Origin of the sequence: Pectobacterium parmentieri, assembly GCF_001742145.1 — a bacterium.
Taxonomy (GTDB): Bacteria; Pseudomonadota; Gammaproteobacteria; order Enterobacterales; family Enterobacteriaceae; genus Pectobacterium; species Pectobacterium parmentieri.
The window spans coordinates 1,127,990-1,150,696 of sequence record NZ_CP015749.1 but is presented as its reverse complement, the minus strand read 5'-3'; the positions used below and the strand labels follow the sequence as shown (position 1 = coordinate 1,150,696).

The window sequence follows — 22,707 nt, the reverse complement described above, 5'->3', positions numbered from 1 at the left end:
ACGTCACTCCATCCGTGGAACGTCACTCTCTGCGGGATTATCCAGTTCAAAGAACGGTTCAGTTTTAAACTGGAACAATTTTGCGATTAATAAGCTAGGGAAGGATTCCACCTGAATATTCAAATCCCGCGCTGTGGCATTGAAATAACGACGCGACATCTGAAGCTGTTCTTCAATTTCAGAGAGCGATTGCTGCAAGGCGAGGAAGTTTTGGTTGGCCTTCAGGTCAGGGTATGCCTCAGCCAGAGCAAAAAAACGCCCCAGCGTTCCTGAGTATTCCTGTTCATTCTGAGCAATTTGGCGCGTGCTGCCAGCCTGATGAGTACGCTGACGAGAAATAGCTTCCAGCAGATCTTTTTCATGCTGCGCGTAGCGCTTAACCAACGTAAGAAGATTGGGAGCGAGATCGTGACGGCGCTTCAGTTGTACCGCAATGCCGCTCCAGGCTTCATCTTTAAAACGCCGTAGAGATATCAACCGGTTGTAGGTAAAAATCGCCCAGATAACCACCAGACCAACCAGAGCCAAACCAAGATAAATTTCCATTTTAAACTGTCTTTTCACTGTGATAGAGAAAGAAAAACAACGTGTTGGTGTAACAATGAAGAGTACCGATGAATAGTACCGCATCCCAACGTCGTTGGTGACAGGAAATTACAATGGCTTGATTTTTCTCATGCTGCAGAAGGCCTGATCACTCAACTGGTGACAATCTCATAATATCGCTTCATCATTTAGACTATTACGCTTCTTTTTTCTTGAAGACCGCTTGATTATTCAGCGTTTGCATGCGTCAAAAAAGCGATTTATCTTGGTGCAAAACGAAAAATACGCACAATTTTATACTCAGTTAATGCAGGAGGTTACTTCCTGCCCTTCCGGAGTTGGAGCACCTTGTTAACATCGGTATTGGAAGCACAATGACAGCACATTCCCGTGAATCTAATTTCACGACACTGAACATGATTATTGCCGCGTCCCTCGTAGGATTAGTCACAGGGTACACGCTGCCGCTGATCAGCCTAAAACTTGCCGAACACGGGCACAGCACGGCGACGCTCGGCATTCTCGCAGCCCTTCCTGCGGCAGGGATGATGCTTTCCTCGTTCGTTACACCCTGGCTCAGTCACCGCCTACACGCCAGATATTTGTTATCCGGCAGCCTGATTATTCTGGCAGCATCAACCGTGGCCTCGTTCCTGCTGTCACACCCGGTTTCGCTCATTTTACCCCGCCTGTTAACTGGGCTCGCTTCGGGGATCCTTGTGGTGCTGGGAGAAACCTGGGTCACTAGCCGGGCTTCTGACAAACATAAAGCGACACTGACGGGGCTGTATGCCTCGGTTTTCACAGGGTGTCAGTTGATAGGGCCGCTGCTTATTGCCGCTGGCGAGCCTATTCAGACTTATGCACTCTGGTTAATTTGTGGCGTATCCGCTGCGTGTGCGCTCATGCTGAGGAATTGCGCCACGATGGTTCGAGCAGATGAACAGTCCTCGGCATCTTATCGGGATCTTATCCCTTTTCTCCCGGCGATCGCCTCTGGCGTATTCTGCTTCTCCTTTTTCGATGCCAGCATACTGTCGCTCTTTCCACTCTATGGTATGGCGCAAGGCTTAGACGAAAAATCCGCGATCTTATTGGTCACACTCATCTTTCTGGGTGATGCCGTATTCCAGACGCCGATTGGCTGGCTGGCAGACAAATGCGGCATCATAAAAATCCACATCGGCTGCGGCATTCTTTTCTGTGTGATGCTGGTATGCATCACCTTTTCATTCTCTTCTCCTTCACTTCTGGCACCAGTCTGCATCATACTGGGTGCAGCAGCGGGTGGGCTTTACACACTGTCCCTCGTTCGGGCAGGTCAGCGGTTTGCCGGCCAGAGACTGATTGTGATGAATTCTCTTCTGGGACTGGTGTGGTCTATAGGCAGCGTCAGCGGCCCCCTACTCTCCGGTGCTGCGATTACGTTTTACGGTTACGACAGCTTCATCGTCGCATTGCTACTCATCGGCGTGTTGTTTGTCGGCACACAGAGCATATTAAGAAAAGAACGCTTATCACGTTCACTAGGTGAAGAGTGAATAACAGGGACGCCCTGATAATATCGATCCTCACAGCGACATTGAAAGTGCATTCAAACAGGGAATAGTCATGACATTCATACATACGGAAGCTCCGACCGATACCGCCTTGCCCGTAGATCCTACTTTGTCCCCATTTCTGGCGGAGCATTCTCCATTACGCCGGTGCCTTGTGGATGCGCTACTCGCGACTAACCCCATCCCCTCTATCAGCCATGCGGTAGCCGGCACCTTACGCAGTAGCATCGATTTCTATCATGGCGCAGAAGACGACCACACTGAACTGGGTAACCACCGACTCGGTGGCCTGCCAGATTTACCTGTCGATATTCCTTACCCTTGTGTCAGCGTCGACGAAGACGCTCTGCTCGAGTACGAAGAGTGCTGGGAAGCAGGTGATGACGAAGAAGATGTATGCATTTTCCCTTGGGACGACGTCACACAAACTTACCGTGTACCGTTGGAATTTATTGCGCAGGTAGATTGTCGCGCTTTGGCACCGTTGCAAGACTACTTACCGCGCGAAGGTACGTTATTCTTCTTTCTGGAATGTGGAAGCAGCCCTTTGACGACCAGAGGAGAGGTGATTTATGTGCAGGATGCAGACAGCCTGTGCAGCGGCACGCGCTTTGCCGATCTTGCTTTCAATGATGAGAAGACGCTCGGGCAGAAACCCGCCTTCACGTTGCACCCCAAAGCTAGTATCGCCGTACCTAGTTTTTATCCGCTGCACCAGAACCCCCATCTTGAGACAATGCTATGTCCGCGCATGAGCCAGGAGCAGCAGGCAGCACTGGACGAGGGTGAATACGACGATGCGTTATCTAACCTTGGCTTTGCAGAATATTACGCCTGGCAGCTACGGCAACTGGGAACGTTCAATCTTCTGCCTGGTAGTCGAGCCTCTAAAGAACAGCTAGCCTGGATGGTCGAAAGGGATATGCTACCGTCAGATTTTTCGCTTGATGTCCCGTTGCCCGAATATCGTGGTATCGCACGAATCAACGGCAGTGGCTTCAGCCAGCATGAATTGCCAGAATTACAGGCAGCACAGAAATTCGGCGGCGAAGCACAGGACTGGCTGGTGCTGTTTCAGGTCTGTCTGGACGGGCAATTCCAGTGGGATGATGGCGTGCTGAACTTCATCATCCACCGCACCGACCTTGCCGCTCAACGCTTCGACCGGATATTCATGGTCTGCGACTACTAAGAGCATGCATTTTGCTAAGGCGAAATGACTCAGAATAAAAAGGGATAAATGTCTCATCGCAACAGATGCGAAATGAGCCAAACATAGGATGGAATCACGATGCAATTACCAAACTGGGATGAGTTTTCCGATTTTTTTGCTGCTCAGGATGATGAGCAGGCCAGTATAAGACGTAAAGCCTTTTTAGAGCAGCAGGGGGAATCATGTCAGACTGCCCTCGAACGAGATGATTATCAATCAATATTCATGAGTGTCTACGGTATTCATATCGATTGGAAAGAGGGTATTTTCAGTCTGCTGGAGGCACTTTCGGAGACGCTGGGCGAAGCGACGTTCTCCGCTGAATTCGACTATGACAGTGACATCGAGAGCGCAACCATAGACTTTGCTGGTGGTCAGTCTGTATTTCACCATTATTCCATAGGCTGTGATGAGTACGATATGGAACATACACGGATTGAGCATCTGTTACTTCTCGGCGGATATGCTCTGCGCGTACACAGGGAAAGCATGATGAGCGATACCCTGTCGTTCCTACTCATGCCCTTAAACGAGTGGAAACGCGCTGAGCAGCAGTTCGGTGCAGAATCAATATCAGCACACTTTACCCCGTATGAAAGCCTGTGCCTCGAACCTGAATATGAGGAAACAACGGCGAACGATACGTCAGCCAATCACCAAAAGACATACTATGCTGGCCTTTTTTATGTCTGGAGAGCTAGGATCCTCTTTTGGTGTGTGCTTCCGGTGTTGGCCGTGTTCATGCTTGGTGCTTTATGGAGTGCTCTGACGAGCACTGAGCCATTACCACCATCTCAACCTAAGGGCTGTGAAAACGTAGAAAAAGTACATTCAAAGTTACGCCCTGAAGTCGCTGAGCCGCTAAAAGCCCGAATGCGCAAAAGCTTAGGGTGTCAGTGAAGTGGCACTGTAGTCCCCCCTGAATTTAGGCTTACCACATAAGCGTGCGACGGGGATGTGGTGTGCTGATGCAGAGCAGAGCCGTTTACTACTGTCAGAGTCGGCGAGATGCTCGTGCTATAACGATGCGCATTCGGGAGATAGCGGAAACGCGAATTCGCTATAGTTGTCCACGCATTCATATCCAGTTGCGTCGAGAAGGTTGGTTAGTTAACTACAAGAAAACGCATCGAATTTATTAATACATTTATTGAATCATTTAACGGCAGCCTGCGGGATGAGTGTCTTAACATTCACTGATTCCTTTCGTTGGAATACGCGCAAGAAAAACTCGACCCGTGGAGAATAGGATATAATCATGAAAGGACACATTCCTCGCTAAATAACATGACACTGGCAGAATTCATCCGAAGTCTCCGGAAAGATGAAGATCTCTAGTTCAGCACTGCATTGATTTTTGGCCAAGATCACGTCTGTAGGATAATGAATGTGAGTTGAATTCCCCCCTACTCGATTCAATTAATCATTACCATATCTTTCTAAGAACAAGTTATGTGCCACTCTGTTATTTATAATTTTAGATGACATATTTTCTATATCTTCCGCACTATCGTCATCTGTAACAGATACAAACATAACAGCTATAGTATGTCCCTCTTGGACTATCTCTTCATTAGCTCTTTTTAATGCATTCGTTAGAGAATAAATCAGGCTGTTCTTAAAATCATAAAAATGCTCTCTTTCTGGCGATAACCTTAATTCTTTACTCATATCAGAAAAAAAATCAGTACCATATCCTTCATAAGCCCATTCGGAAATAGCCCATTTGTAATAACTCTGATTTTCTTTGCTTTTATCACTATCCGCATCAAGTATAGCTTTTAACTTTTCTTTGGAGTTTGCACTCAAAGACACCGTCATAGCACTACTATCTGTATATAAAGAAAAAGCATAAAAATTTTCATCAGGATTTTCAGATAAAATTCTTGTTATCAATTTAACTGCGAGTTGATAACAATCCCCTTCAAATCGATACCAATCCATATAGACCTCACAAGGTTAACTTCCAAAATTCCCAGGTTCAATTTTTAGAACGTTGATTTCATTTCTTCTATTATTCGTAGTTGTTTTTCTACCTAAAGTTAATATCACTTCTGGATTTTATTATAGATAGGCCTGTTTCCATCCCTCGTCATCAAGCCATTCTTTTTTATCAATACGCCACTCATTATTTTTAAAATGAAGCGTATAGCGGTATCTATTTTCAAATCCAGTATGCTTTTGTACAATAATAGATGTTTTGTTTTTTACAGTATTTTCATCTATGATTTCATCACTTTCAGGATCGTAATCGGGTGGAAAACCAACCCTCATCGATACTTGACGACCATATTTTCTTTCTTTAACTGTACACCTATTGTTGAAGATTTTATTTAATTCGGCCAGGTATGGCCCTTTGTCCACGTTGTGATCGGCCATAAAAGCATCACGATAACTATTTTCCCAGCTATTCATATCCTTCATAAAGGCAATCAATACTTCTTTTGCATTCATAATTAAGCCCCAAATATAGAGTAAAGAATTGCTCTCCCATTTTTGGAATACGTTGTAAATAATATCAGTCTATCTTGTACCACTATTTTTATATACAAATGACCAGTCGATATCTACAACCCCATCCTTGTTAATATATTTTATCATCTTATTTTAAAATACGAAATATCCTCCATGGCTAACTGTTGATAATCCTCAAAAACATTAACTTGACTAGAGAACCACCAAAAATATTACCTAACATATGCCCTAAATCATCGCTTTGATCACCTAACGAACGAGCATAATATTTGTAATATTGATTCTTTGCATAACCCAGAAAATAAAACAGTCCGGAAAAGCCGTCTGGGACGCTTCCATTTTTTTATTAATCATCACTAACGGAGTGATAATCAGGATTTTCTTTTTTTATATTTATGTATAGCTCTTTATCCTCTACCTTCCACCAATATTCGCTATAAAACAAAGGGGTTTTATATTCATAAATTGCAACAACACCAAGCAACCCGCATGGGGTTTCAGCCATAAAATCCCAGCCATTCCTCTCAGCACAAAACATATCCAAACTTTCGTCATACCATACAGAAAATCCTTTTTTATCAAGAATATTTAACGCCGTATTATATACATTACTATATTCTGACAAAACAGGCATATATACTCCACTATTGTATAGCTAGTAAGGTTAACCAATTATATCAATTGCAGCAAACGATATAATACACTGGTTGTTCCATCTGGTGTGTTCATCAGATTGAGGTGTAATCACCCCATCCATCAGGCCGTGAAATCAGTAGCGATACATCGCAGCCCTACTGGCCGCGAGTTTCCAGATACAGCACCGTAGCGGCAACGCGAGAACGCACGTTGAGTTTGCGCAGCATGTTGCGAATATGCACTTTTACCGTCTCTTCTGAGATATACAGCACGCTCGCGATTTGCTTGTTAGATAGCCCAGACGCCACTTCCTGCAACACATCCAGTTCACGCTCCGTCAATACGGTAAAGGGCGACGGCGTTTCCTTTATGGCGATACGGTGACGCAACACGTCGCGCACCTGTTCGCTGAAGGCATCACTGCTACGGATGGCATCCAATAAGTGTTCCGGCGCGCTGTCTTTAAGCAGATAGCCATCAGCCCCAGCATCCATCAGTGCATAAATATCGCTCGGCGCATCGGAAACCGTCAGCACAATCACACGGGCGCAGATCCCATCACGTCGCAGCGCGTGCAGCGTATCCAGCCCGCTTAATCCTTTCATGTTGAGATCGAGCAAGATGATATCGGGAGAATCCCGATTAGCGAGGCTTAGTGCCTCCATGCCATTGCTGGCTTCCCCAATCACGTCAAAAATGGCGTCAGTTGCCAGTAACTGACGGATTCCCCGGCGCATAAGCGGATGATCGTCGACGATCAGCACGCGATAAGATGGTTTTTCTGACATGCCCAGCCCCAATGTAATATGGATCTATTATTTTTTATTTATGATTTATCCCTGTTATCTTTCAAGCGGCATAGGCGCAGCTCGAATTATTCAGGGTAGAGATTGTTCGTGTTACCACGCTCGCGTGCTGTCGTCGGCGTCGAAAAACAGACACTCACCTGCGTCCCCCCTTCAGGGTGGAGGCCAATAGATAACCGCCCTCCTAACCGTTCCGCGCGTTCCTGCATAATATTTAAACCGTAATGCCCTGCGGGTTCTTCTTGATTGGCAATGCCACAGCCGTCATCACGAATATCAACACAATGACTCCCGTCAGGTTGCATACAACAGTTTACGGTAATCGTAGTCGCCTGCGCGTGTTTAATCGCGTTCAGCACCGCTTCACGAATGATTTGCAGCAGGTGAACCTGCTGTGATGCATCCAACGCCTGCGTAGGGATCCGGCAATCAATCGCGATTGTCGCCTGGGTCTGCGCCCGTAGCGGCGCGATCATTTCCTGCATCGCCGCAGGCAAATCGGCCTGTTGTAGCGTCAGCCGGAACGTTCCCAGCAACTCTCTCAGTTGACGGTAAGCATCACTCAACGCCTGTTCAAAATCGGTGATGATCTGCCGGGCCTGCGCATTTTCCTGCGCTACTGCACGCTTTAGCAATGTCATCTGGATATTCAGATAAGAAAGCACCTGAGCCAGTGAGTCATGCAGTTCACGCGCGATAGTGGCGCGTTCTTCCATCAGTAACAGTTGCTGGTAGTGCTTCTGTGCCTGATTAAAATAGAGACCGCGGCCCAGCATATTGGCAACGCTCTCCATCACCTGCGCTGACGGCGGTTGCGTTGATGCCTGCCACCGCAGTTGCCCAAACTCCACCTCTTGCAAGCGGATGGGCAGCGCCTGCCACGCAACCTGTGCGTCCGACTGACCTTCGCATAACAGCCAGTTCTCCCCTACCCGCATTTCCAGGCAGTCGACCGTTTCATAGCGGCGAACAATTTGCAGAATCTGCTGAAAGCAGTGCCTGTCGATCGTGCTAACATTCATCGCCTGAGAGCAGTTGTACAGCACCTTCAGCATGCGGTTCACTTCCTGTAAACGCAGCGTTTTCTGCCGCACCTTGTCTTCCAGAGAGCGGTAGAGCTTTTGCAATTCGTCCGTCATGCTACTGAAGGTTTGCGCCAGTAATCCCAATTCATTAGGCAGATTGACATCCAATCGCGAATGGGTAAAGCGCCCCTTTTCAATGGACGCACAGGCCGCCATCAGCTTATTCAACGGCACGACCACCTGACGACGAATACGACGCAGCGTAAAGAAGATCAGTATATAGATAGTGATCGAACCAATTATTGATGTCACAACCACTATCATCATCTTGCGTTCTGAATAATGTTGCAATGCCAGCACAAAGAGATCGATCTGTGTGACATAGTGAACAATATTGTCCTGATACCACACCCGATCCCCCGCACTCAGACGCTCGTCCATCGTTTTCCAGTTCTGCAACAGCGCGGTATAGCGATCGCGTACATCACGCGGTACATACCAGCGATCCAACAGATGAAAAACCGGAGAATCCAGCGTTTGTGCATAAAGGCGGCGGTGCGGTTCTAACGCCGTGCGATCGCCCTGCAGATCATACCCCATGCGATAGCTTTGCATACGCATGGAACCCGCAACGTTGACCGCTTCCGCATCGCGTAAGCCACTGGCTAACGTCAGTAGCGCAATGCCCGTCGTCAGAAATGAAAGCAACGCGATATAAAAAAAAGCGCGGGCCAGACTGGTAGAAACAGGACGTTTGACCATCACAACAAGCAATCCTCTTTAGCAATACAAACTCGATACCCTAAATAATTCGAGTTGCAGGACAAAACGTTAACGTTTTGAACAACGCGAAGCGTTAGCCCTTTAGGGCGATGCTCAGCTATGAGCATCGTAACGCGGCAAGCGAAGGACAAATTCGTCGGGAACGAATTTGACCAGCCAACGGCTGGCCTTCGGTGAGAGACATCCTGTCTCTCATTTCATCCCGATGAGCTTACTCAGGTAAGTGATTCGGGTGAGTAAACGCAGCCAACGCACATGCAGCTTGAAGTATGACGGGTATCCACTATCACGATCCCCGCACGCTCAGGCAAGCCGATAAGGCGCGAATCCTACATAAGCTTGATCCGGCACTCCCATTTACCTCTAAAGGGTGATTATCTCATACAGCCTAGGGAGCATAGTGTAACCCCTATAAAAACAACGTGTTTTTTATTGGATATTTTACCGAGTGCCAGAGCGACAAACTGCCATGACTAACCTTTCCCGACGTTCTTTACTGACCGGTGGCCTACAGCGGGCAGACAACGCGCTGCGCCCGCCGTGGAGTGGGCCGGAAAGCGCATTCCTGAGCCAGTGCATTCGTTGCAACGCCTGTGTTGAGGCCTGCGGAGCGGGGATCATTCAGCGTGGTTCAGGGAGCTTTCCCACCATCGACTTTCAGCACGGCGAATGCACTTTCTGCTACGACTGTGCTCGCGCGTGTCCACAAGCGCTGTTCGCGGAGAGCCACACCACACCGTGGGAATACCACCTGGCGATTCAGGATACCTGTTTATCGCTGCATCAGGTGGAATGCCGCAGTTGTCAGGATGCCTGTGAAACCGATGCGATACGGTTTCGTCCCACCATCGGACGCGTTGCTGCGCCTTCGATCGATGATGACGCCTGTACCACCTGTGGTGCATGTATCTCCGGGTGCCCTGTCGGTGCAATGTCGATGAAAAAAATAACAGCGGGATATCACCCCGCGCCAGCGCGTCTCACGACGCAACAGGAAAACCGATGAGCACAGTCTGGCATGTTTGCAGTGTAGTGGTTCACGTCAATACGGAACGTATGGCGGCAGTAAGCGACGCATTGGAAAAATTACCCAATGTGGAGGTTGCCGCCAGCGATAGCGATACCGGAAAAATGGCCGTGGTGCTGGAATCGGATTCAGAAGACACGCTGTTAAAACACATAGCGTCAATACGCGAACTTACAGGCGTATTGGCGGTTTCGCTGGTTTATCACCAGCTTGATGAACAGTCTTTTGATGAACAATTTTTTGCTTTCGATGAACAACCTCTTGATCAACAAGCTCAGGGTGAGGAAATACCATGAAACTCAGTCGACGACACTTTATGAAGACGAATGCCGTTGCGGCGGCGGCGGCGGTCGCAGGCATCACCATTCCTATCGCGGTTCGCGCCGCGACCGAGCAATCAGACGCTATCCACTGGGATAAAGCCCCCTGCCGCTTCTGTGGCGTAGGGTGCGGTGTGCTGGTAGGGACGCAAAACGGCCGCATCGTCGCCAGCCAGGGCGATCCCGAAGCGCCGGTTAACCGCGGACTAAACTGCATCAAAGGCTATTTTCTGCCTAAAATCATGTACGGGCAGGATCGCCTAACTCAGCCTTTACTGCGTATGCGTGATGGTAAATTCGATAAAGAAGGCGAATTTACTCCAATTTCCTGGGACAAAGCGTTTGACATCATGGCGGAGAAATTCAAAACCGCACTGAAGGAGAAAGGCCCGAACGCGATAGGCATGTTTGGCTCCGGGCAATCGACGATTTGGGAAGGGTATGCCTCCGCCAAACTGTTCAAAGCTGGTTTCCGCTCCAACAATATCGACCCTAACGCACGCCACTGTATGGCATCGGCGGTGGTGGGCTTTATGCGCACCTTCGGTATGGACGAGCCCATGGGCTGCTACGATGATATCGAGCAGACCGATGCGTTTGTGCTGTGGGGTTCCAACATGGCGGAGATGCACCCGATCCTCTGGTCGCGTATTACCGACCGCCGCCTGTCGAATAACAATGTCACGGTCGCCGTGCTGTCTACCTATCAGCACCGCAGTTTTGAGCTGGCAGATAACGGGATGGTGTTTACGCCGCAAACCGATCTGGCCATTCTCAACTACATCGCCAATTACATTATTCAAAATAACGCAGTGAACGAGGCGTTCTTTACCCGCCACGTGAACCTGCGTAGAGGCGTGACCGATATCGGCTACGGACTGCGCCCGACACATCCTCTGGAGAAAGCAGCGAAAAACCCTGGCTCTGATGCGTCCGAACCGATGAGTTTTGAAGAGTACAAAGCCTTCGTCGCCGACTATACGCTGGAAAAAACGGTCGCGATCAGCGGCGTTCCTGCTGACCAGTTGGAAGCGCTGGCAAAACTCTACGCCGATCCGAAGAAGAAAGTGATCTCCTACTGGACGATGGGCTTTAACCAGCACACCCGCGGCGTCTGGGCGAACAATCTGGTTTATAACATCCACCTGCTGACCGGCAAGATCTCTCAGCCAGGCTGCGGGCCATTCTCATTGACTGGTCAACCTTCTGCCTGCGGCACCGCGCGTGAAGTCGGCACTTTTGCCCACCGCTTGCCAGCCGATATGGTGGTCACCAACGAGAAACACCGCGCGATGGCGGAAAAATTGTGGCAATTACCGACAGGCACCATCCCTGAGAAAATTGGTCTGCACGCCGTCGCACAAGATCGGGCGCTGAAAGACGGCACGCTGAATGCCTATTGGGTGATGTGTAACAACAATATGCAGGCAGGACCCAATATCAATCAGGAACGTATGCCGGGCTGGCGCGATCCACGTAACTTCATCGTGGTTTCCGACCCTTACCCGACCGTCAGCGCGCTGGCTGCCGATCTGATTTTGCCTACCGCGATGTGGGTGGAAAAAGAAGGCGCTTACGGCAACGCCGAACGTCGGACGCAGTTCTGGCGTCAGCAGGTTAAAGCGCCAGGTGAGTCAAAATCGGATCTGTGGCAGGTGGTGAGCTTTGCCAAACGCTTCGCCGTAGAAGACGTGTGGCCGGAAGAACTCCTGGCGCAGAAACCGGCCTATCGCGGCAAAACGCTCTATGACGTGTTGTTTGCCAACGATGTCACCACGCGCTTCCCGCTCAGCGAATTAGCGGAAAATCAGTTGAACGATGAATCTCGCGAATTTGGTTTTTATTTGCAGAAAGGTCTGTTTGAAGAATATGCCGCGTTTGGTCGTGGGCACGGTCACGATTTAGCGCCATTCGATGCTTATCATAAGGCTCGCGGACTACGCTGGCCGGTGGTTGACGGTAAGGAAACGCAGTGGCGCTACAGCGAAGGGCACGATCCTTACGTCAAAGCGGGAGAGGCCTACCGTTTCTATGGCAAACCGGATGGCAAGGCAGTGATTTTCGCGCTGCCATACGAACCCGCAGCAGAAGCGCCGGACGACGAGTACGATCTCTGGTTCTCTACTGGTCGCGTGCTGGAACACTGGCATACCGGCAGTATGACGCGTCGTGTCCCAGAGTTGCATCGCGCCTTCCCCGAGGCCGTTCTGTTCATCCACCCGCAAGATGCCAAAGCGCGCGATCTACGCCGCGGTGAAAAGGTACGCATTATCTCGCGCCGTGGCGAAGTCGTCTCCGTGGTTGAAACGCGTGGTCGCAACAAGCCGCCTCGCGGGCTGGTGTATATGCCGTTCTTCGACGCCGCGCAGATGACCAACGTCCTGACGCTGGATGCGACCGATCCTCTGTCGAAAGAAACGGACTTTAAAAAATGTGCTGTCAAGCTGGCTAAGGTGTAGCGAACATGGCACGCCCGGAGCATTCACCACCCGCTCGCCGCCGCTTTCTGCGTGACGCCGTTCGTGCCGTTGCGGGTTTATCCGCAGCGGTGACGATTCTCGGTATTCAGCAGCGGCGCGCACAGGCTGACGTACTCCGGCTGCGGCCACCGGGTGCGCTGCCTGAAGCGGCATTTTCCGGTGCCTGTATTCGCTGTGGCCAATGTGTCCAGGTCTGCCCCTACGACACGCTGAAGCTGGCGACGCTGGTATCCGGCCCCGCAGCCGGTAGCCCTTACTTTGTCGCACGCGATATCCCATGTGAGATGTGCGAGGACATTCCCTGCGTGGTTGCCTGTCCCAGCGGTGCGTTACAGCCGCTGGATACTATCGATGATGCCCGCATGGGATTGGCGGTGTTGTTAGATCAGGAAAACTGCCTGAACTATCAGGGGTTACGCTGCGATGTGTGTTATCGCGTCTGCCCCCTCATCGATAGCGCCATCACACTGGAACCAGAGCGCAATGCCCGCACTGGCAAACACGCCCGTTTTCTGCCCACGGTACATAGCGATATTTGTACCGGCTGTGGAAAGTGTGAAAAGGCCTGCGTACTGGAGCAGCCCGCGATAAAGGTCTTGCCGCGTGCGTTGGCAAAAGGCGAACTCGGACACCACTACCGTTTCAGTTGGCTGGAGGCACACGATGGCAAATCGTAAACAGGACGCCGGACGAGAAGCTCAGGCAAAGAAAGGCTGGTGGCGCAGCCATCGCTGGCTGGTACTGCGCCGCCTGACCCAATCTCTGGTGCTGCTCATGTTCCTCAGCGGCCCGCTGTTAGGGTTCTGGATCTTGCGCGGTAACTACAGCGCCAGCCGATTGCTCGACACCGTACCACTCAGCGATCCGCTAATGGTGTTGCAAAGTCTGGCGAGCGGTCATCTGCCTGCCACTCTCGCGCTGGTCGGGACGTTGATTATTGCGCTGAGCTATGCACTGGTGGGCAAGCGCCTGTTCTGTAGCTGGGTCTGCCCCGTAAATCCGTTAACCGATTTAGCCGCTTGGCTACGTCGTCGTTTCGGCATCACCGCCTCGGCAACACTCCCCCGCAACCTGCGCTACCTGCTGCTGATATTTATTCTGGCAGGCAGCGCGCTGACGGGTGGGCTGCTGTGGGAATGGGTCAACCCGGTATCACTGGCGGGGCGTGGGCTGATTTTCGGGTTTGGAGCCGGTATCTGGCTGCTGTTGACGCTGTTTCTGTTTGATTTATTGGTCGTGGAACACGGCTGGTGCGGGCACCTTTGTCCGACTGGTGCGCTGTATGGTGTGCTTGGTGCTAAAGGCGCATTGGTTGTGGCTGCCGCAGAGCGTGAACGCTGCACGCGCTGCATGGACTGCTTCCATGTCTGTCCAGAGCCGCAGGTGCTACGCGCCCCCTTACTAGATAAACACAGTCCGGTACAGGTTACTGACCGTGACTGCATAACATGCGGACGTTGTATTGATGTCTGCGCTGAAGACGTTTTTAAAATAACCCTTAGATGGAAATCGGGAGCAAAGTCATGAAAAGCCTGAGAATGGGATGGTTTCGTTGGATCACCGCCCTAGCGATAATGTGCAGTGCAATAGCCACTGCACAGGTCGATTTAAGCCAATCGCCAGAAGTCGCCGCGACACAGCCGGGAAATAGCCGGATGCCGAAGCAGCAGGAGCGTATGGCGCTCAACTATGTCAACCAACCACCGATGATCCCGCATAGCGTGGATGGCTATCAGGTCACCCCGACCTTTAACCGCTGCTTACAGTGCCACGGCGTGGAGAACTATCGTTCCACCAGCGCCCCCCGCGTCAGCCCAACCCATTTTGTCGACAGAGACGGCAAAGTGCTGAGCAATGTGGCACCCGCACGCCATTTCTGCCTGCAATGCCACGTGCCGCAAGCGGATAGTTCGCCGATTACCGGCAACACGTTCGCTCCTTCTAAAGGCTTTGGACAGTGAGGTTTGCTATGAAACAACCAGGAAAAGTAGGACGGTTGTTACGCCAACTGTGGCAATGGTGGCGTCGCCCAAGTCGGCTGGCGCTGGGAACGTTGCTGATTATCGGCTTCGCAAGCGGCATTTTCTTTCTGGCGACGTCTCAGAAAGGCATGGAAATGAGCAACAGCGAAGCGTTCTGTATCAGTTGTCATGAGATGCGCAATACCGTTTATCAGGAATATATGGAAACCGCGCACTACAGCAACCGCAGCGGCGTGCGTGCCACCTGCCCGGATTGCCACGTTCCGCATGAGTTTGTGCCGAAGATGGTTCGTAAGATTCAGGCCAGTAAAGAGCTGTACGGCAAAATCATGGGCACGATTGATACGCCACAAAAATTTGAAGCACACCGGCTGACGATGGCGCAAAGCGAATGGCGGCGCATGAAAAATAACGGTTCTCAGGAATGCCGCAACTGCCATAACTTTGATTACATGGACTTCTCAGGGCAAAAAACGGTCGCAGCGGAAAAACACAGCGAAGCGATAAAACTCGGTCAAACCTGTATCGACTGCCACAAAGGCATCGCCCACAAACTGCCGGACATGCACGGCGTCAAAAGCGGGTTATAACCCGCCCCCTTCGTAACACGCGGACGGCGTATGCCGTCCTATCGTTGCTGACAAAGTCCGGCGAGCGGGTGTAACGTATTCTTGTAAGTACCGTGAGGGTTTCGTGCGCAATTGAGTCATGTGATTTTCTGCAACTCGCGTCGCACGCGCCCGACGCGGGGCGGCTCAATTGCCGTCGCCCCGCGACCCCTGGCTTTTTGCGGTAAATCGCGCCGCTTCGCGGTGCCTTCGGTGTTCATGCCCGCTGTTCGGACCGTCTGCGACGCGTTCCTTACGCGGCGCAGACTTTCGCGGCGTCCGTGCCGCTCATCCGGCGGTCATGTACACCTCTGCGCGATTTTTTTACGCAAACTAATCCCATAAAATCCAAAGACTGAACTTCGTTCATTGTTATTTGAGGCAGATGTTTCCGTCTGTACTGAGAGCGGTCTTAGCAGCTCCGTGTCGGGTGCGTGCTGCAACGGTTGCAGAAAAAACCGTGGGTAATGCGCACGAAACCTTCACCGTAACAACAGAAACGAAAAAAGGGCGATATATCGCCCTTCTGCTATTGATAATGAAGATAAAAAGGATCTACTTCCCTGTTGTCGCCTGCACCGACAGTGAAGCTTTCGCCTGTGCGACGCTGCGCTCGATAACCGCACGGCGCGTGTCGTTTTGCGGTAGCAGTTTTAGCATCGCTTGCCAAGCATCAATCGCGTCTTGATAGCGCTGGGCTTCATAGGCATTAAAGGCCAGCAGGCTCAACACCCGCACATTGGTCGAGCCGGAATTCATCAGCTCACGCAACATGTCACCACCACGCTGGCTATCACGCGGATCGGTGGATCGCGACAGCAGATCGGCATAGTCTAGCGCCAAATCCATATTTTTCGGTTCGAGCTGAAACGCCTTGGCAAAGGCCTGCACAGACATGTCGTAGTTATTCAGCAAGCCCGCAATGCGCCCCAGCATCCACCAGTCTTGTGCGTTGTCTGGCTGCGCCTCCAATTGACTACGCAACCCCAAGCCGAGACGCGCCACCTCTTCGATCGTCAGTGGTTCTGCATCCGCATCTAGCGCTCTCTTCATCAAGTCCGGCGTTAACACCACAACTTGCTGCAATTCCTGCACCCGATTAACCGCAGAAGTCTTCCAAAATACACCGAGGCTGACGATAACCAGCAACAACACGCCCGGCAGCAAAACCCAGTGGCTCAGCGGTCGCTGTTGTGCCTTCACCCCGCCGGGAATATCCTGCAATAACGTATGCTGAAGCTCTTCAACCAGTTGAGCACGCTCCTGCTCATTGGCAACATCCCCGTTAAGCTCACGTAGACGATCGCGATATAGCGCCTGATTGATCGCATCGCGATCGTACTCGCCCCGCGACGACCATGGCGCAAGCAGCAGCGCAGACAGTGCAATCAGCGATAAAACAATGATGGTTGTCAGTAATATCATTCCGATTTCCCCTCATGTCCCAACAACGTCTGCAAACGCTTTTTATCCTGTTCGCTCATCGGTTCTTTGGCACTTTTGATACGACGCGCGCGCCGAATAATCATCGCGGCCCCCACCGCCAGAAACAGCCCAGGCAGTAGCCATAACAAGATCGTGAAAGGCGTGATCGGCGGTTCATATGTCACAAAGTAGCCGTAACGATCCACCATGTAATCGACAACCTGCTCTTTCGTTTGCCCCTGCTGCATCAGTTCATACACTTTCTGCCGCATGTCTGAGGCAATCATCGAATTGGAATCAGCGATACTATTGTTCTGGCATTTCGGGCAGCGCAGTTGCATGGTCAACTCGCGGAATTGTTGCTCCTGTGTGTCGTTGTCAAAACGCAATACTTCGGATGACGCCAGCACGCTGAACGACAGCAACAATGCACCAAGGAAGCTGAGCACTCTCATGCGCCACCCTCCTTGCTGTATTTGTCCCACAGTGGTTGCAGCGTTTCTTGCCACACCTGCATGTTGAGATCGCCCGCATGACGATAGCGAATGATGCCCTGTCCGTCGATCAGGAAGGTTTCCGGCGCACCATATACACCCAGATCCAGCCCCAACATACCGTCGCCATCAAACAAGCTCATCGCATAGGGGTTGCCTAGCGTCTTCAACCATTCAACCGCTTTGGGGCGCTCATCTTTATAGTTCATGCCCACGACCCGGATCCCCTGCGCCGCCAGCGTGTTGAGAAATTGGTGTTCCGCCCTACACGTTGGGCACCAGGTCGCCCAGACGTTCAGCAGCAGCGGTTTGCCATCGCTCAGTTCAGATTGGCTATACACCTTTCCCGGCTGATCCAGAGATTCAAGCCGAAACGCAGGAATTGGCTTGCCAATCAGGGCTGACTCCAGCCGCATGGGATCGTCGCCACCGCTGTTCCGCACCAGTTGCCACAGCAAGGCGACGGCCAGCAGCAAAAACAGGACGAGCGGGATTAACAAGATCTTACGGCTCATGATGATATCTCCCTCACGGCACGACGCAGGCGATAACGCGGATCAAACATGCACAGAATACCCCCTAGCGCCATCAGCCCACCGCCATACCAAATCCAGCGGATAAAGGGTTTGTAATACAGTCTTACCGCCCAGCTATCGTCATCCAACTCTTCGCCTAAGGCCGCGTAAAGATCGCGCGTCACACCCGCGTCAATTGCCGCTTCCGTCATGATCGCGCCGCTGGTGTTATAGAAGCGTTTTTCCGCCGTCAGGATCGCCTCCGGCTTGCCGTTGCGCGTGACCTCGATCGTCCCTTTACCGCTGTGCCAGTTCGGCCCCACGACATCCTGCACACCTTGAAACGTAAAACGGTAATCATGGATCTGTATGCTGTCGCCTGCCCGCATCCGCACATCTCGCTCAACGCTATAATTCTGGCTGAATGCGATACCTACCACCGTCACCGCCAGCCCAATATGGCCGCACACCATGCCCCACTGGCTCAGTGAAAGCGTGGTCAAACCGCGCAGCAGACCGTGGCGTCGGGTGGAATTGCTATGCAGTTCGTACACTGTTAAGAAAAATACCCACAGCGCCATCGACAGACCGACCACCGTCATGGCAACAAGGGAATCCTGTAACAGCCACGGAAGCAGCAGCGACAGGGCCGCCGTCACGGCCATCGCCACCAGCAGCAGTTTGCGCAGCTTTTGTGGTTCATCGCGCCGCCAGCGAACCAGTGGCCCCACGCCCAGCAGCAGGGCAAAAGGTGCCATTAACAGGGTAAACATCGTATTGAAGAACGGTGCACCAATCGAAATGCTGCCCAACCCCAACTGCTTATGCACCAACGGCAGCAGCGTTCCTAACAGCACAACAAGCGTGGCCGCCATCAGAATCAGGTTATTGCCGAGCAGAAAAGTTTCACGCGACCAGAGCGAGTTCGTTACCCGTGCCCGCACTCTATTACCTTTGATAGCGAACAGCAGCAAAGAACCGCCGATGACAATGACCAAAAACGCGAGAATAAACATGCCGCGCGCCGGATCGGAGGCAAACGCGTGCACCGATACCAGCACGCCGGAACGCACCAGAAAGGTTCCCAGCAGGCAGAGCGAGAACGCGCCGATAGCCAGCAGTACCGTCCAGGCCTTAAAGCTGCCGCGTTTCTCGGTAACCGACAGCGAATGCAGCAGCGCCGTGCCCACCAGCCACGGCATCAATGAAGCATTCTCCACCGGATCCCAGAACCACCAACCGCCCCACCCCAGCTCGTAATACGCCCAGCCAGATCCCAGCACGATACCCAGCGTCAGGAATGACCAAGCCGCCTGTGTCCACGGTCGGGACCAGCGAGCCCACGCGCTATCCAGTCGCTCGGCCAGCAGCGAGGCGACCGCAAACGCAAACGCCACGGAAAACCCGACATAGCCCATGTAAAGCAGCGGAGGGTGAAAGATTAACCCGACATCCTGCAATAGCGGATTGAGATCGCGTCCGTCAATCGGATAGTCCGGAAGCGTGCGCGTAAAGGGATTCGACGTCAGGATGATAAACAGCAGGAAGCCGACATTAATCATCCCCATGACGGCTAGAACCCGGGCGACCGCATCCAGCGACATTCCTCGGCTGAAGACCGCCACGGCGAAGGTCCAACCGCTCATTAACAGAACCCAGAGCAGCAGCGATCCTTCATGTGCCCCCCATGCCGCGGCAACGCGATACCATACCGGCAGCGCACGGTTCGAGTTATTTGCTACATAGAGGACGGTGAAATCATTGATCACCAGCGCATGAACCAGCACGAGGAAGGACGCCAAAATGCATGCGAACAGTACCCAGGAAAGAGGACGCGCCAGCGCCATCAGGCGTTCATCCTGACGCGACGCGCCCCACAGTGGATACACGCTGAGCAACAGCGCAACACCCAGCGCCAGACAGAGCAGATAGTTGCCCACTTCAGGCATCATAACCGTTTACCTTCTGTGGCCGCCGCCGGAGCGTGACCGTTTTGCCCTTCCATCGCCGCTTTGATTTCCGGTGGTGTGTAATTTTCGTCATGTCGGGCAAGCACTTCTTTCGCTGCAATATGATCGTCGCTATCCAGAATGCCCTGCGCCACAACGCCTTGCCCTTCGCGGAACAAGTCCGGCAACATCCCGTTATAAGTCACATCAACTGAACCCTGCGCATCATAAACGGTGAAGCGGACTTCCAGACTTTGACTATCGCGGCGCACGCTACCCGGCATCACCATGCCACCTACGCGTAAGCGCTGCCCAATCGCCGGTTTTTCCTGTGTTTCATTCTTGCCATAAAGAATTTCACTGGGCGTATAAAAGAGATCGATATTTGAGCTCAACGCATAGAACGTTAGCCCTACTGTCAACACCGCGCCGCAGGCGACGGCCAGAATGGCATAGAGACGGGTTTTACGCGGTACACTCATTGCGTCACCTCCACCGCAGTCGACTGACGAGCCGTACTCTTGCGCTGCTCACGTGCCTGCTGGCGGCGGATGTCGTTCAGTAATGCACGCCGATGCCAGAGGGTATGACCGATCAATGCGCTAAGCGGCAACAGCGTTAACACCACAGCTAGCCATACGTATAAGGCATAGCCACCCATCGCAAAAAAATCTTGCCAGTTCGTGAAAGCGATGTTCATCGTGCTATTCCTCCTTTATTAACCAACGCGGCAACCCAGGGCGCGCGACGTTGTTGCACCAGTATCAGATTACGCAACCGCATGAGTGACAACGTCACGAACAAACTCATAAACCCTAACATCATGATCCGCAGCGGCAGACGCATAGCGGGATCGATGGTTTTCTGCATTTTTGTCGATGCCTGATGTAGGGTATTCCACCACTCGACCGAGAAATGAATGATGGGTAAATTCACCACGCCGACCAGCACCAGAATGGCTGCCGCTCGACCAGCGAGGCGGCGATCGTCAAATGCGTTGTAGAGCGCGATGATACCGACGTACAGAAACAGTAGAACGAGTTCCGACGTCAGGCGCGCATCCCAGACCCACCAGGTTCCCCACATCGGTTTGCCCCAGGTCGCCCCCGTTGTCAGCGCAATAAAGGTAAACACCGCACCAACCGGAGCCATCGCCGCCACGGCAAGCTCCGCCGTTTTTGACTGCCGAATCATCCCGATAAGCGCAAACATCGCCATTACGGCATAGACGCCCATCGACCACACCGCCGCTGGCACATGCAGGTACATGATGCGATATCCTTGCCCTTGCTGGTAATCCGCAGGTGCAAACCCGAATCCCAGCAGGCAACCGCCAATCAGCAGCGCCACGCTAATCAGTGCAAACCAGGGGATAAGCTTGCCGCAAAGGCCATAAAGGCGATCCGGTTGCGTAAGCTGATAGTTTTTTCTTAACATAATCGTGTGCTCACTCTGCGTAAAACTCATCCCAGCGGGACGATAAAGGCGATCCTGAGATCGGAAAATTATTGTATGCTCACCCGCAACGCCGCCGCCGTAGCAAACGGGCTCAGGGTGGCGCTGCCTGCCAGAAAGGCACCGAGGATTGCCAGATACCCACCCACCGGCAGTTGCATCATGGCGGCCTCTACCGCCGCTGTAGCAAAAATCAGCAGCGGTATGGTGAGCGGCAATACCAACAGACTTAACAGTACACCGCTGCGACGCAGCCCAACCGTTAACCCCGCACCAATCGCCCCCAAAAAACTGAGTGTGGGCGTACAAAGCAACAGCGTTAGCGCCATCACCCACCAACCGTGGCTGTCCAGTCCAAACAGCAGCGCCGCCAGCGGGGAAAGCAGTAGCAACGGCAGCCCGCTGACCATCCAGTGCACCACCACTTTCGCCAGCACCACTAACGGCAGCGGCAACGGCAGCAGCGTCAGTTGTTCCAGCGAACCGTCCTGATAGTCATCGCGAAAAAGACGATCCATCGCCAGCAGAGAAGCAAGCAATGCCGCCACCCATACCACGCCCGGCGCTACACGCATCAATAGCTGCGGTTCCGGCCCGATGGCGAGAGGAAACAAAATGATGACAATCAGGAAGAACCACAGCGGGTTAAGAATCTCCGCGTTATTGCGCAACGCGACGCGCAACTCTCGAGCAATCAGTCGCCGCATTATGGTGCTCCTTCACTCGGTGTAAGCTGGATACAGCGGATGCTTTGAGCAAACGGACGTAGCGGCTGATGAGTGGTTAAAATGATGATGCCACCGTGTGCAATATGATGTTCCATCCGCTGTGTCAGCATTTCAACGCCCGCCACGTCAAGCGCAGTAAGCGGTTCATCCAGGATCCACAGCGGTACGTCGGTGAGCCACAAGCGTGCCAATGCGACACGGCGCTGTTGCCCCGCCGAAAGGCGCGCCACAGGCACGTCTTCATATCCTGACAACCCGACGGCGGCGAGTGCCTGCCAATGGGCATCCTGATGCTGCTGCGGAGAGAAAAAGCGCAGATTTTCTTCACCGGTCAACACGCTCTTGATGCCCGGCTGATGGCCTAACCACAGAAGCTGCTGATTAAAATGTTCACGTATACGGTTGATCCGCTGTCCTTGCCAGCATACGTCTCCCGACTCGGGGGTCGCCAAGCCGCTTAAAATGCGCAACAACGATGTTTTCCCCACCCCGTTGGCACCGGCAATCTGCACCATTTCTCCCGGGCCGGCGGTAAACGACAACGCGCTGAACAGCACATGCTCATCGCGTATGCAAACCACATCACGCGCTTCTAACATCGGGGTGTACTCCTACTTTCTAATGCCATATACCCTGGGTATAGAATAACATGGTGCCTTTACTCCCCCTCTCGGGGACCGT

25 protein-coding genes and 1 pseudogene are annotated in these 22,707 nt (G+C 52.2%); 11 read left to right on the top strand and 15 right to left on the bottom strand.

Features of this window, described 5'->3' with window-relative positions:
* Positions 1–3: 3 nt before the first annotated feature.
* Entirely contained in the window at positions 4–546 is a 543-nt protein-coding gene (locus A8F97_RS05115; protein ID WP_014700328.1) for a LemA family protein, read from the bottom strand.
* 374 nt (positions 547–920) lie between these two features.
* On the opposite strand from A8F97_RS05115, the gene A8F97_RS05110 reads away from it, so the two are divergent.
* The 4 genes and pseudogenes from A8F97_RS05110 to A8F97_RS22970 form a co-directional block, all read left to right on the top strand.
* Positions 921–2,087 carry an MFS transporter gene (locus A8F97_RS05110; RefSeq protein ID WP_015730685.1) on the top strand — a complete coding sequence of 389 codons (1,167 nt, stop codon included), beginning with the start codon at positions 921–923 and terminating at the stop codon, positions 2,085–2,087.
* A 70-nt stretch (positions 2,088–2,157) separates the two neighbouring features.
* Entirely contained in the window at positions 2,158–3,297 is a 1,140-nt protein-coding gene (locus A8F97_RS05105; protein ID WP_227001583.1) for a DUF1963 domain-containing protein, read from the top strand.
* 99 nt (positions 3,298–3,396) lie between these two features.
* A complete protein-coding gene (locus A8F97_RS05100; protein ID WP_033071643.1) occupies positions 3,397–4,218 on the top strand; it encodes a hypothetical protein in 822 nt (273 codons plus the stop codon).
* A 29-nt stretch (positions 4,219–4,247) separates the two neighbouring features.
* Positions 4,248–4,656 (top strand): annotated as a pseudogene (locus A8F97_RS22970) (integrase core domain-containing protein); the annotation flags it as partial.
* 81 nt (positions 4,657–4,737) lie between these two features.
* Here A8F97_RS22970 and A8F97_RS05095 read toward each other — a convergent pair.
* The 5 genes from A8F97_RS05095 to narQ all read right to left on the bottom strand — a co-directional run bounded on the left by A8F97_RS05095 (position 4,738) and on the right by narQ (position 9,022).
* A complete protein-coding gene (locus A8F97_RS05095) occupies positions 4,738–5,262 on the bottom strand; it encodes a DUF4303 domain-containing protein (protein ID WP_033071644.1) in 525 nt (174 codons plus the stop codon).
* A 120-nt stretch (positions 5,263–5,382) separates the two neighbouring features.
* Positions 5,383–5,772, bottom strand: coding sequence for an NTF2 fold immunity protein (locus A8F97_RS05090; RefSeq protein ID WP_033071645.1), 390 nt, complete (start codon positions 5,770–5,772; stop codon positions 5,383–5,385).
* A gap of 367 nt (positions 5,773–6,139) precedes the next feature.
* Positions 6,140–6,427, bottom strand: coding sequence for a hypothetical protein (locus A8F97_RS05085; RefSeq protein ID WP_014700334.1), 288 nt, complete (start codon positions 6,425–6,427; stop codon positions 6,140–6,142).
* Positions 6,428–6,584: 157 nt separating this feature from the next.
* The gene (narP, locus tag A8F97_RS05080; protein WP_005970969.1) at positions 6,585–7,217 is read right to left on the bottom strand and encodes a nitrate/nitrite response regulator protein NarP; all 633 of its coding nucleotides are present in this window, start codon (positions 7,215–7,217) and stop codon (positions 6,585–6,587) included.
* Between the two features lie 86 nt (positions 7,218–7,303).
* Positions 7,304–9,022 (bottom strand): nitrate/nitrite two-component system sensor histidine kinase NarQ, encoded by a 1,719-nt coding sequence (gene narQ, locus A8F97_RS05075; protein ID WP_015730689.1) that lies wholly within the window; start codon positions 9,020–9,022, stop codon positions 7,304–7,306.
* 490 nt (positions 9,023–9,512) lie between these two features.
* On the opposite strand from narQ, the gene napF reads away from it, so the two are divergent.
* Genes napF through napC form a run of 7 tightly spaced genes read left to right on the top strand, consistent with a single transcriptional unit; the run spans position 9,513 to position 15,442 of the window.
* Positions 9,513–10,049, top strand: a complete 537-nt coding sequence (gene napF / locus A8F97_RS05070) for a ferredoxin-type protein NapF (protein WP_033071646.1) — start codon at positions 9,513–9,515, stop codon at positions 10,047–10,049.
* On the top strand, positions 10,046–10,366 hold the full coding sequence (gene napD, locus A8F97_RS05065; protein ID WP_014700337.1) for a chaperone NapD: 321 nt from the start codon (positions 10,046–10,048) through the stop codon (positions 10,364–10,366). Before napF ends, napD begins: the two co-directional genes overlap by 4 nt.
* Positions 10,363–12,849 (top strand): nitrate reductase catalytic subunit NapA, encoded by a 2,487-nt coding sequence (napA, locus tag A8F97_RS05060; RefSeq protein ID WP_033071647.1) that lies wholly within the window; start codon positions 10,363–10,365, stop codon positions 12,847–12,849. Before napD ends, napA begins: the two co-directional genes overlap by 4 nt.
* A gap of 5 nt (positions 12,850–12,854) precedes the next feature.
* Positions 12,855–13,547, top strand: coding sequence for a ferredoxin-type protein NapG (napG, locus tag A8F97_RS05055; RefSeq protein ID WP_014700339.1), 693 nt, complete (start codon positions 12,855–12,857; stop codon positions 13,545–13,547).
* Positions 13,534–14,397 (top strand): quinol dehydrogenase ferredoxin subunit NapH, encoded by an 864-nt coding sequence (gene napH, locus A8F97_RS05050; RefSeq protein ID WP_015730692.1) that lies wholly within the window; start codon positions 13,534–13,536, stop codon positions 14,395–14,397. Before napG ends, napH begins: the two co-directional genes overlap by 14 nt.
* Positions 14,394–14,831, top strand: coding sequence for a nitrate reductase cytochrome c-type subunit (gene napB / locus A8F97_RS05045; protein ID WP_005970953.1), 438 nt, complete (start codon positions 14,394–14,396; stop codon positions 14,829–14,831). Before napH ends, napB begins: the two co-directional genes overlap by 4 nt.
* 8 nt (positions 14,832–14,839) lie before the next feature.
* Positions 14,840–15,442 (top strand): cytochrome c-type protein NapC, encoded by a 603-nt coding sequence (gene napC, locus A8F97_RS05040; RefSeq protein WP_025918555.1) that lies wholly within the window; start codon positions 14,840–14,842, stop codon positions 15,440–15,442.
* Between the two features lie 573 nt (positions 15,443–16,015).
* On the opposite strand, the gene ccmI is transcribed toward napC, so the two are convergent.
* The 9 genes from ccmI to ccmA all read right to left on the bottom strand — a co-directional run bounded on the left by ccmI (position 16,016) and on the right by ccmA (position 22,625).
* Entirely contained in the window at positions 16,016–16,885 is an 870-nt protein-coding gene (gene ccmI, locus A8F97_RS05035; protein ID WP_033071648.1) for a c-type cytochrome biogenesis protein CcmI, read from the bottom strand.
* Positions 16,882–17,340 carry a cytochrome c-type biogenesis protein gene (locus tag A8F97_RS05030; RefSeq protein WP_014700342.1) on the bottom strand — a complete coding sequence of 153 codons (459 nt, stop codon included), beginning with the start codon at positions 17,338–17,340 and terminating at the stop codon, positions 16,882–16,884. The genes ccmI and A8F97_RS05030 overlap by 4 nt, the downstream gene beginning before the upstream one ends.
* The gene (locus tag A8F97_RS05025; protein ID WP_025918556.1) at positions 17,337–17,894 is read right to left on the bottom strand and encodes a DsbE family thiol:disulfide interchange protein; all 558 of its coding nucleotides are present in this window, start codon (positions 17,892–17,894) and stop codon (positions 17,337–17,339) included. Before A8F97_RS05025 ends, A8F97_RS05030 begins: the two co-directional genes overlap by 4 nt.
* The gene (locus A8F97_RS05020) at positions 17,891–19,846 is read right to left on the bottom strand and encodes a heme lyase CcmF/NrfE family subunit (RefSeq protein WP_014700344.1); all 1,956 of its coding nucleotides are present in this window, start codon (positions 19,844–19,846) and stop codon (positions 17,891–17,893) included. The genes A8F97_RS05025 and A8F97_RS05020 overlap by 4 nt, the downstream gene beginning before the upstream one ends.
* Positions 19,843–20,325, bottom strand: coding sequence for a cytochrome c maturation protein CcmE (ccmE, locus tag A8F97_RS05015; RefSeq protein ID WP_014700345.1), 483 nt, complete (start codon positions 20,323–20,325; stop codon positions 19,843–19,845). The genes A8F97_RS05020 and ccmE overlap by 4 nt, the downstream gene beginning before the upstream one ends.
* The gene (ccmD, locus tag A8F97_RS05010; RefSeq protein ID WP_033071649.1) at positions 20,322–20,543 is read right to left on the bottom strand and encodes a heme exporter protein CcmD; all 222 of its coding nucleotides are present in this window, start codon (positions 20,541–20,543) and stop codon (positions 20,322–20,324) included. Before ccmD ends, ccmE begins: the two co-directional genes overlap by 4 nt.
* Entirely contained in the window at positions 20,540–21,280 is a 741-nt protein-coding gene (locus A8F97_RS05005; RefSeq protein ID WP_033072058.1) for a heme ABC transporter permease, read from the bottom strand. Before A8F97_RS05005 ends, ccmD begins: the two co-directional genes overlap by 4 nt.
* A 68-nt stretch (positions 21,281–21,348) precedes the next feature.
* A complete protein-coding gene (ccmB, locus tag A8F97_RS05000; protein ID WP_005970933.1) occupies positions 21,349–22,005 on the bottom strand; it encodes a heme exporter protein CcmB in 657 nt (218 codons plus the stop codon).
* The gene (gene ccmA, locus A8F97_RS04995; RefSeq protein WP_014700348.1) at positions 22,005–22,625 is read right to left on the bottom strand and encodes a cytochrome c biogenesis heme-transporting ATPase CcmA; all 621 of its coding nucleotides are present in this window, start codon (positions 22,623–22,625) and stop codon (positions 22,005–22,007) included. The genes ccmB and ccmA overlap by 1 nt, the downstream gene beginning before the upstream one ends.
* Positions 22,626–22,707 lie beyond the last annotated feature (82 nt).

Coding starts and splice junctions, on each gene's coding strand:
- A8F97_RS05115 (WP_014700328.1), bottom strand. CDS start 546: ATGGAAATTTATCTTGGTTTGGCTCTGGTTGGTCTGGTGGTTATCTGG.
- A8F97_RS05110 (WP_015730685.1), top strand. CDS start 921: ATGACAGCACATTCCCGTGAATCTAATTTCACGACACTGAACATGATT.
- A8F97_RS05105 (WP_227001583.1), top strand. CDS start 2,158: ATGACATTCATACATACGGAAGCTCCGACCGATACCGCCTTGCCCGTA.
- A8F97_RS05100 (WP_033071643.1), top strand. CDS start 3,397: ATGCAATTACCAAACTGGGATGAGTTTTCCGATTTTTTTGCTGCTCAG.
- A8F97_RS05095 (WP_033071644.1), bottom strand. CDS start 5,262: ATGGATTGGTATCGATTTGAAGGGGATTGTTATCAACTCGCAGTTAAA.
- A8F97_RS05090 (WP_033071645.1), bottom strand. CDS start 5,772: ATGAATGCAAAAGAAGTATTGATTGCCTTTATGAAGGATATGAATAGC.
- A8F97_RS05085 (WP_014700334.1), bottom strand. CDS start 6,427: ATGCCTGTTTTGTCAGAATATAGTAATGTATATAATACGGCGTTAAAT.
- narP (WP_005970969.1), bottom strand. CDS start 7,217: ATGTCAGAAAAACCATCTTATCGCGTGCTGATCGTCGACGATCATCCG.
- narQ (WP_015730689.1), bottom strand. CDS start 9,022: ATGGTCAAACGTCCTGTTTCTACCAGTCTGGCCCGCGCTTTTTTTTAT.
- napF (WP_033071646.1), top strand. CDS start 9,513: ATGACTAACCTTTCCCGACGTTCTTTACTGACCGGTGGCCTACAGCGG.
- napD (WP_014700337.1), top strand. CDS start 10,046: ATGAGCACAGTCTGGCATGTTTGCAGTGTAGTGGTTCACGTCAATACG.
- napA (WP_033071647.1), top strand. CDS start 10,363: ATGAAACTCAGTCGACGACACTTTATGAAGACGAATGCCGTTGCGGCG.
- napG (WP_014700339.1), top strand. CDS start 12,855: ATGGCACGCCCGGAGCATTCACCACCCGCTCGCCGCCGCTTTCTGCGT.
- napH (WP_015730692.1), top strand. CDS start 13,534: ATGGCAAATCGTAAACAGGACGCCGGACGAGAAGCTCAGGCAAAGAAA.
- napB (WP_005970953.1), top strand. CDS start 14,394: ATGAAAAGCCTGAGAATGGGATGGTTTCGTTGGATCACCGCCCTAGCG.
- napC (WP_025918555.1), top strand. CDS start 14,840: ATGAAACAACCAGGAAAAGTAGGACGGTTGTTACGCCAACTGTGGCAA.
- ccmI (WP_033071648.1), bottom strand. CDS start 16,885: ATGATATTACTGACAACCATCATTGTTTTATCGCTGATTGCACTGTCT.
- A8F97_RS05030 (WP_014700342.1), bottom strand. CDS start 17,340: ATGAGAGTGCTCAGCTTCCTTGGTGCATTGTTGCTGTCGTTCAGCGTG.
- A8F97_RS05025 (WP_025918556.1), bottom strand. CDS start 17,894: ATGAGCCGTAAGATCTTGTTAATCCCGCTCGTCCTGTTTTTGCTGCTG.
- A8F97_RS05020 (WP_014700344.1), bottom strand. CDS start 19,846: ATGATGCCTGAAGTGGGCAACTATCTGCTCTGTCTGGCGCTGGGTGTT.
- ccmE (WP_014700345.1), bottom strand. CDS start 20,325: ATGAGTGTACCGCGTAAAACCCGTCTCTATGCCATTCTGGCCGTCGCC.
- ccmD (WP_033071649.1), bottom strand. CDS start 20,543: ATGAACATCGCTTTCACGAACTGGCAAGATTTTTTTGCGATGGGTGGC.
- A8F97_RS05005 (WP_033072058.1), bottom strand. CDS start 21,280: ATGTTAAGAAAAAACTATCAGCTTACGCAACCGGATCGCCTTTATGGC.
- ccmB (WP_005970933.1), bottom strand. CDS start 22,005: ATGCGGCGACTGATTGCTCGAGAGTTGCGCGTCGCGTTGCGCAATAAC.
- ccmA (WP_014700348.1), bottom strand. CDS start 22,625: ATGTTAGAAGCGCGTGATGTGGTTTGCATACGCGATGAGCATGTGCTG.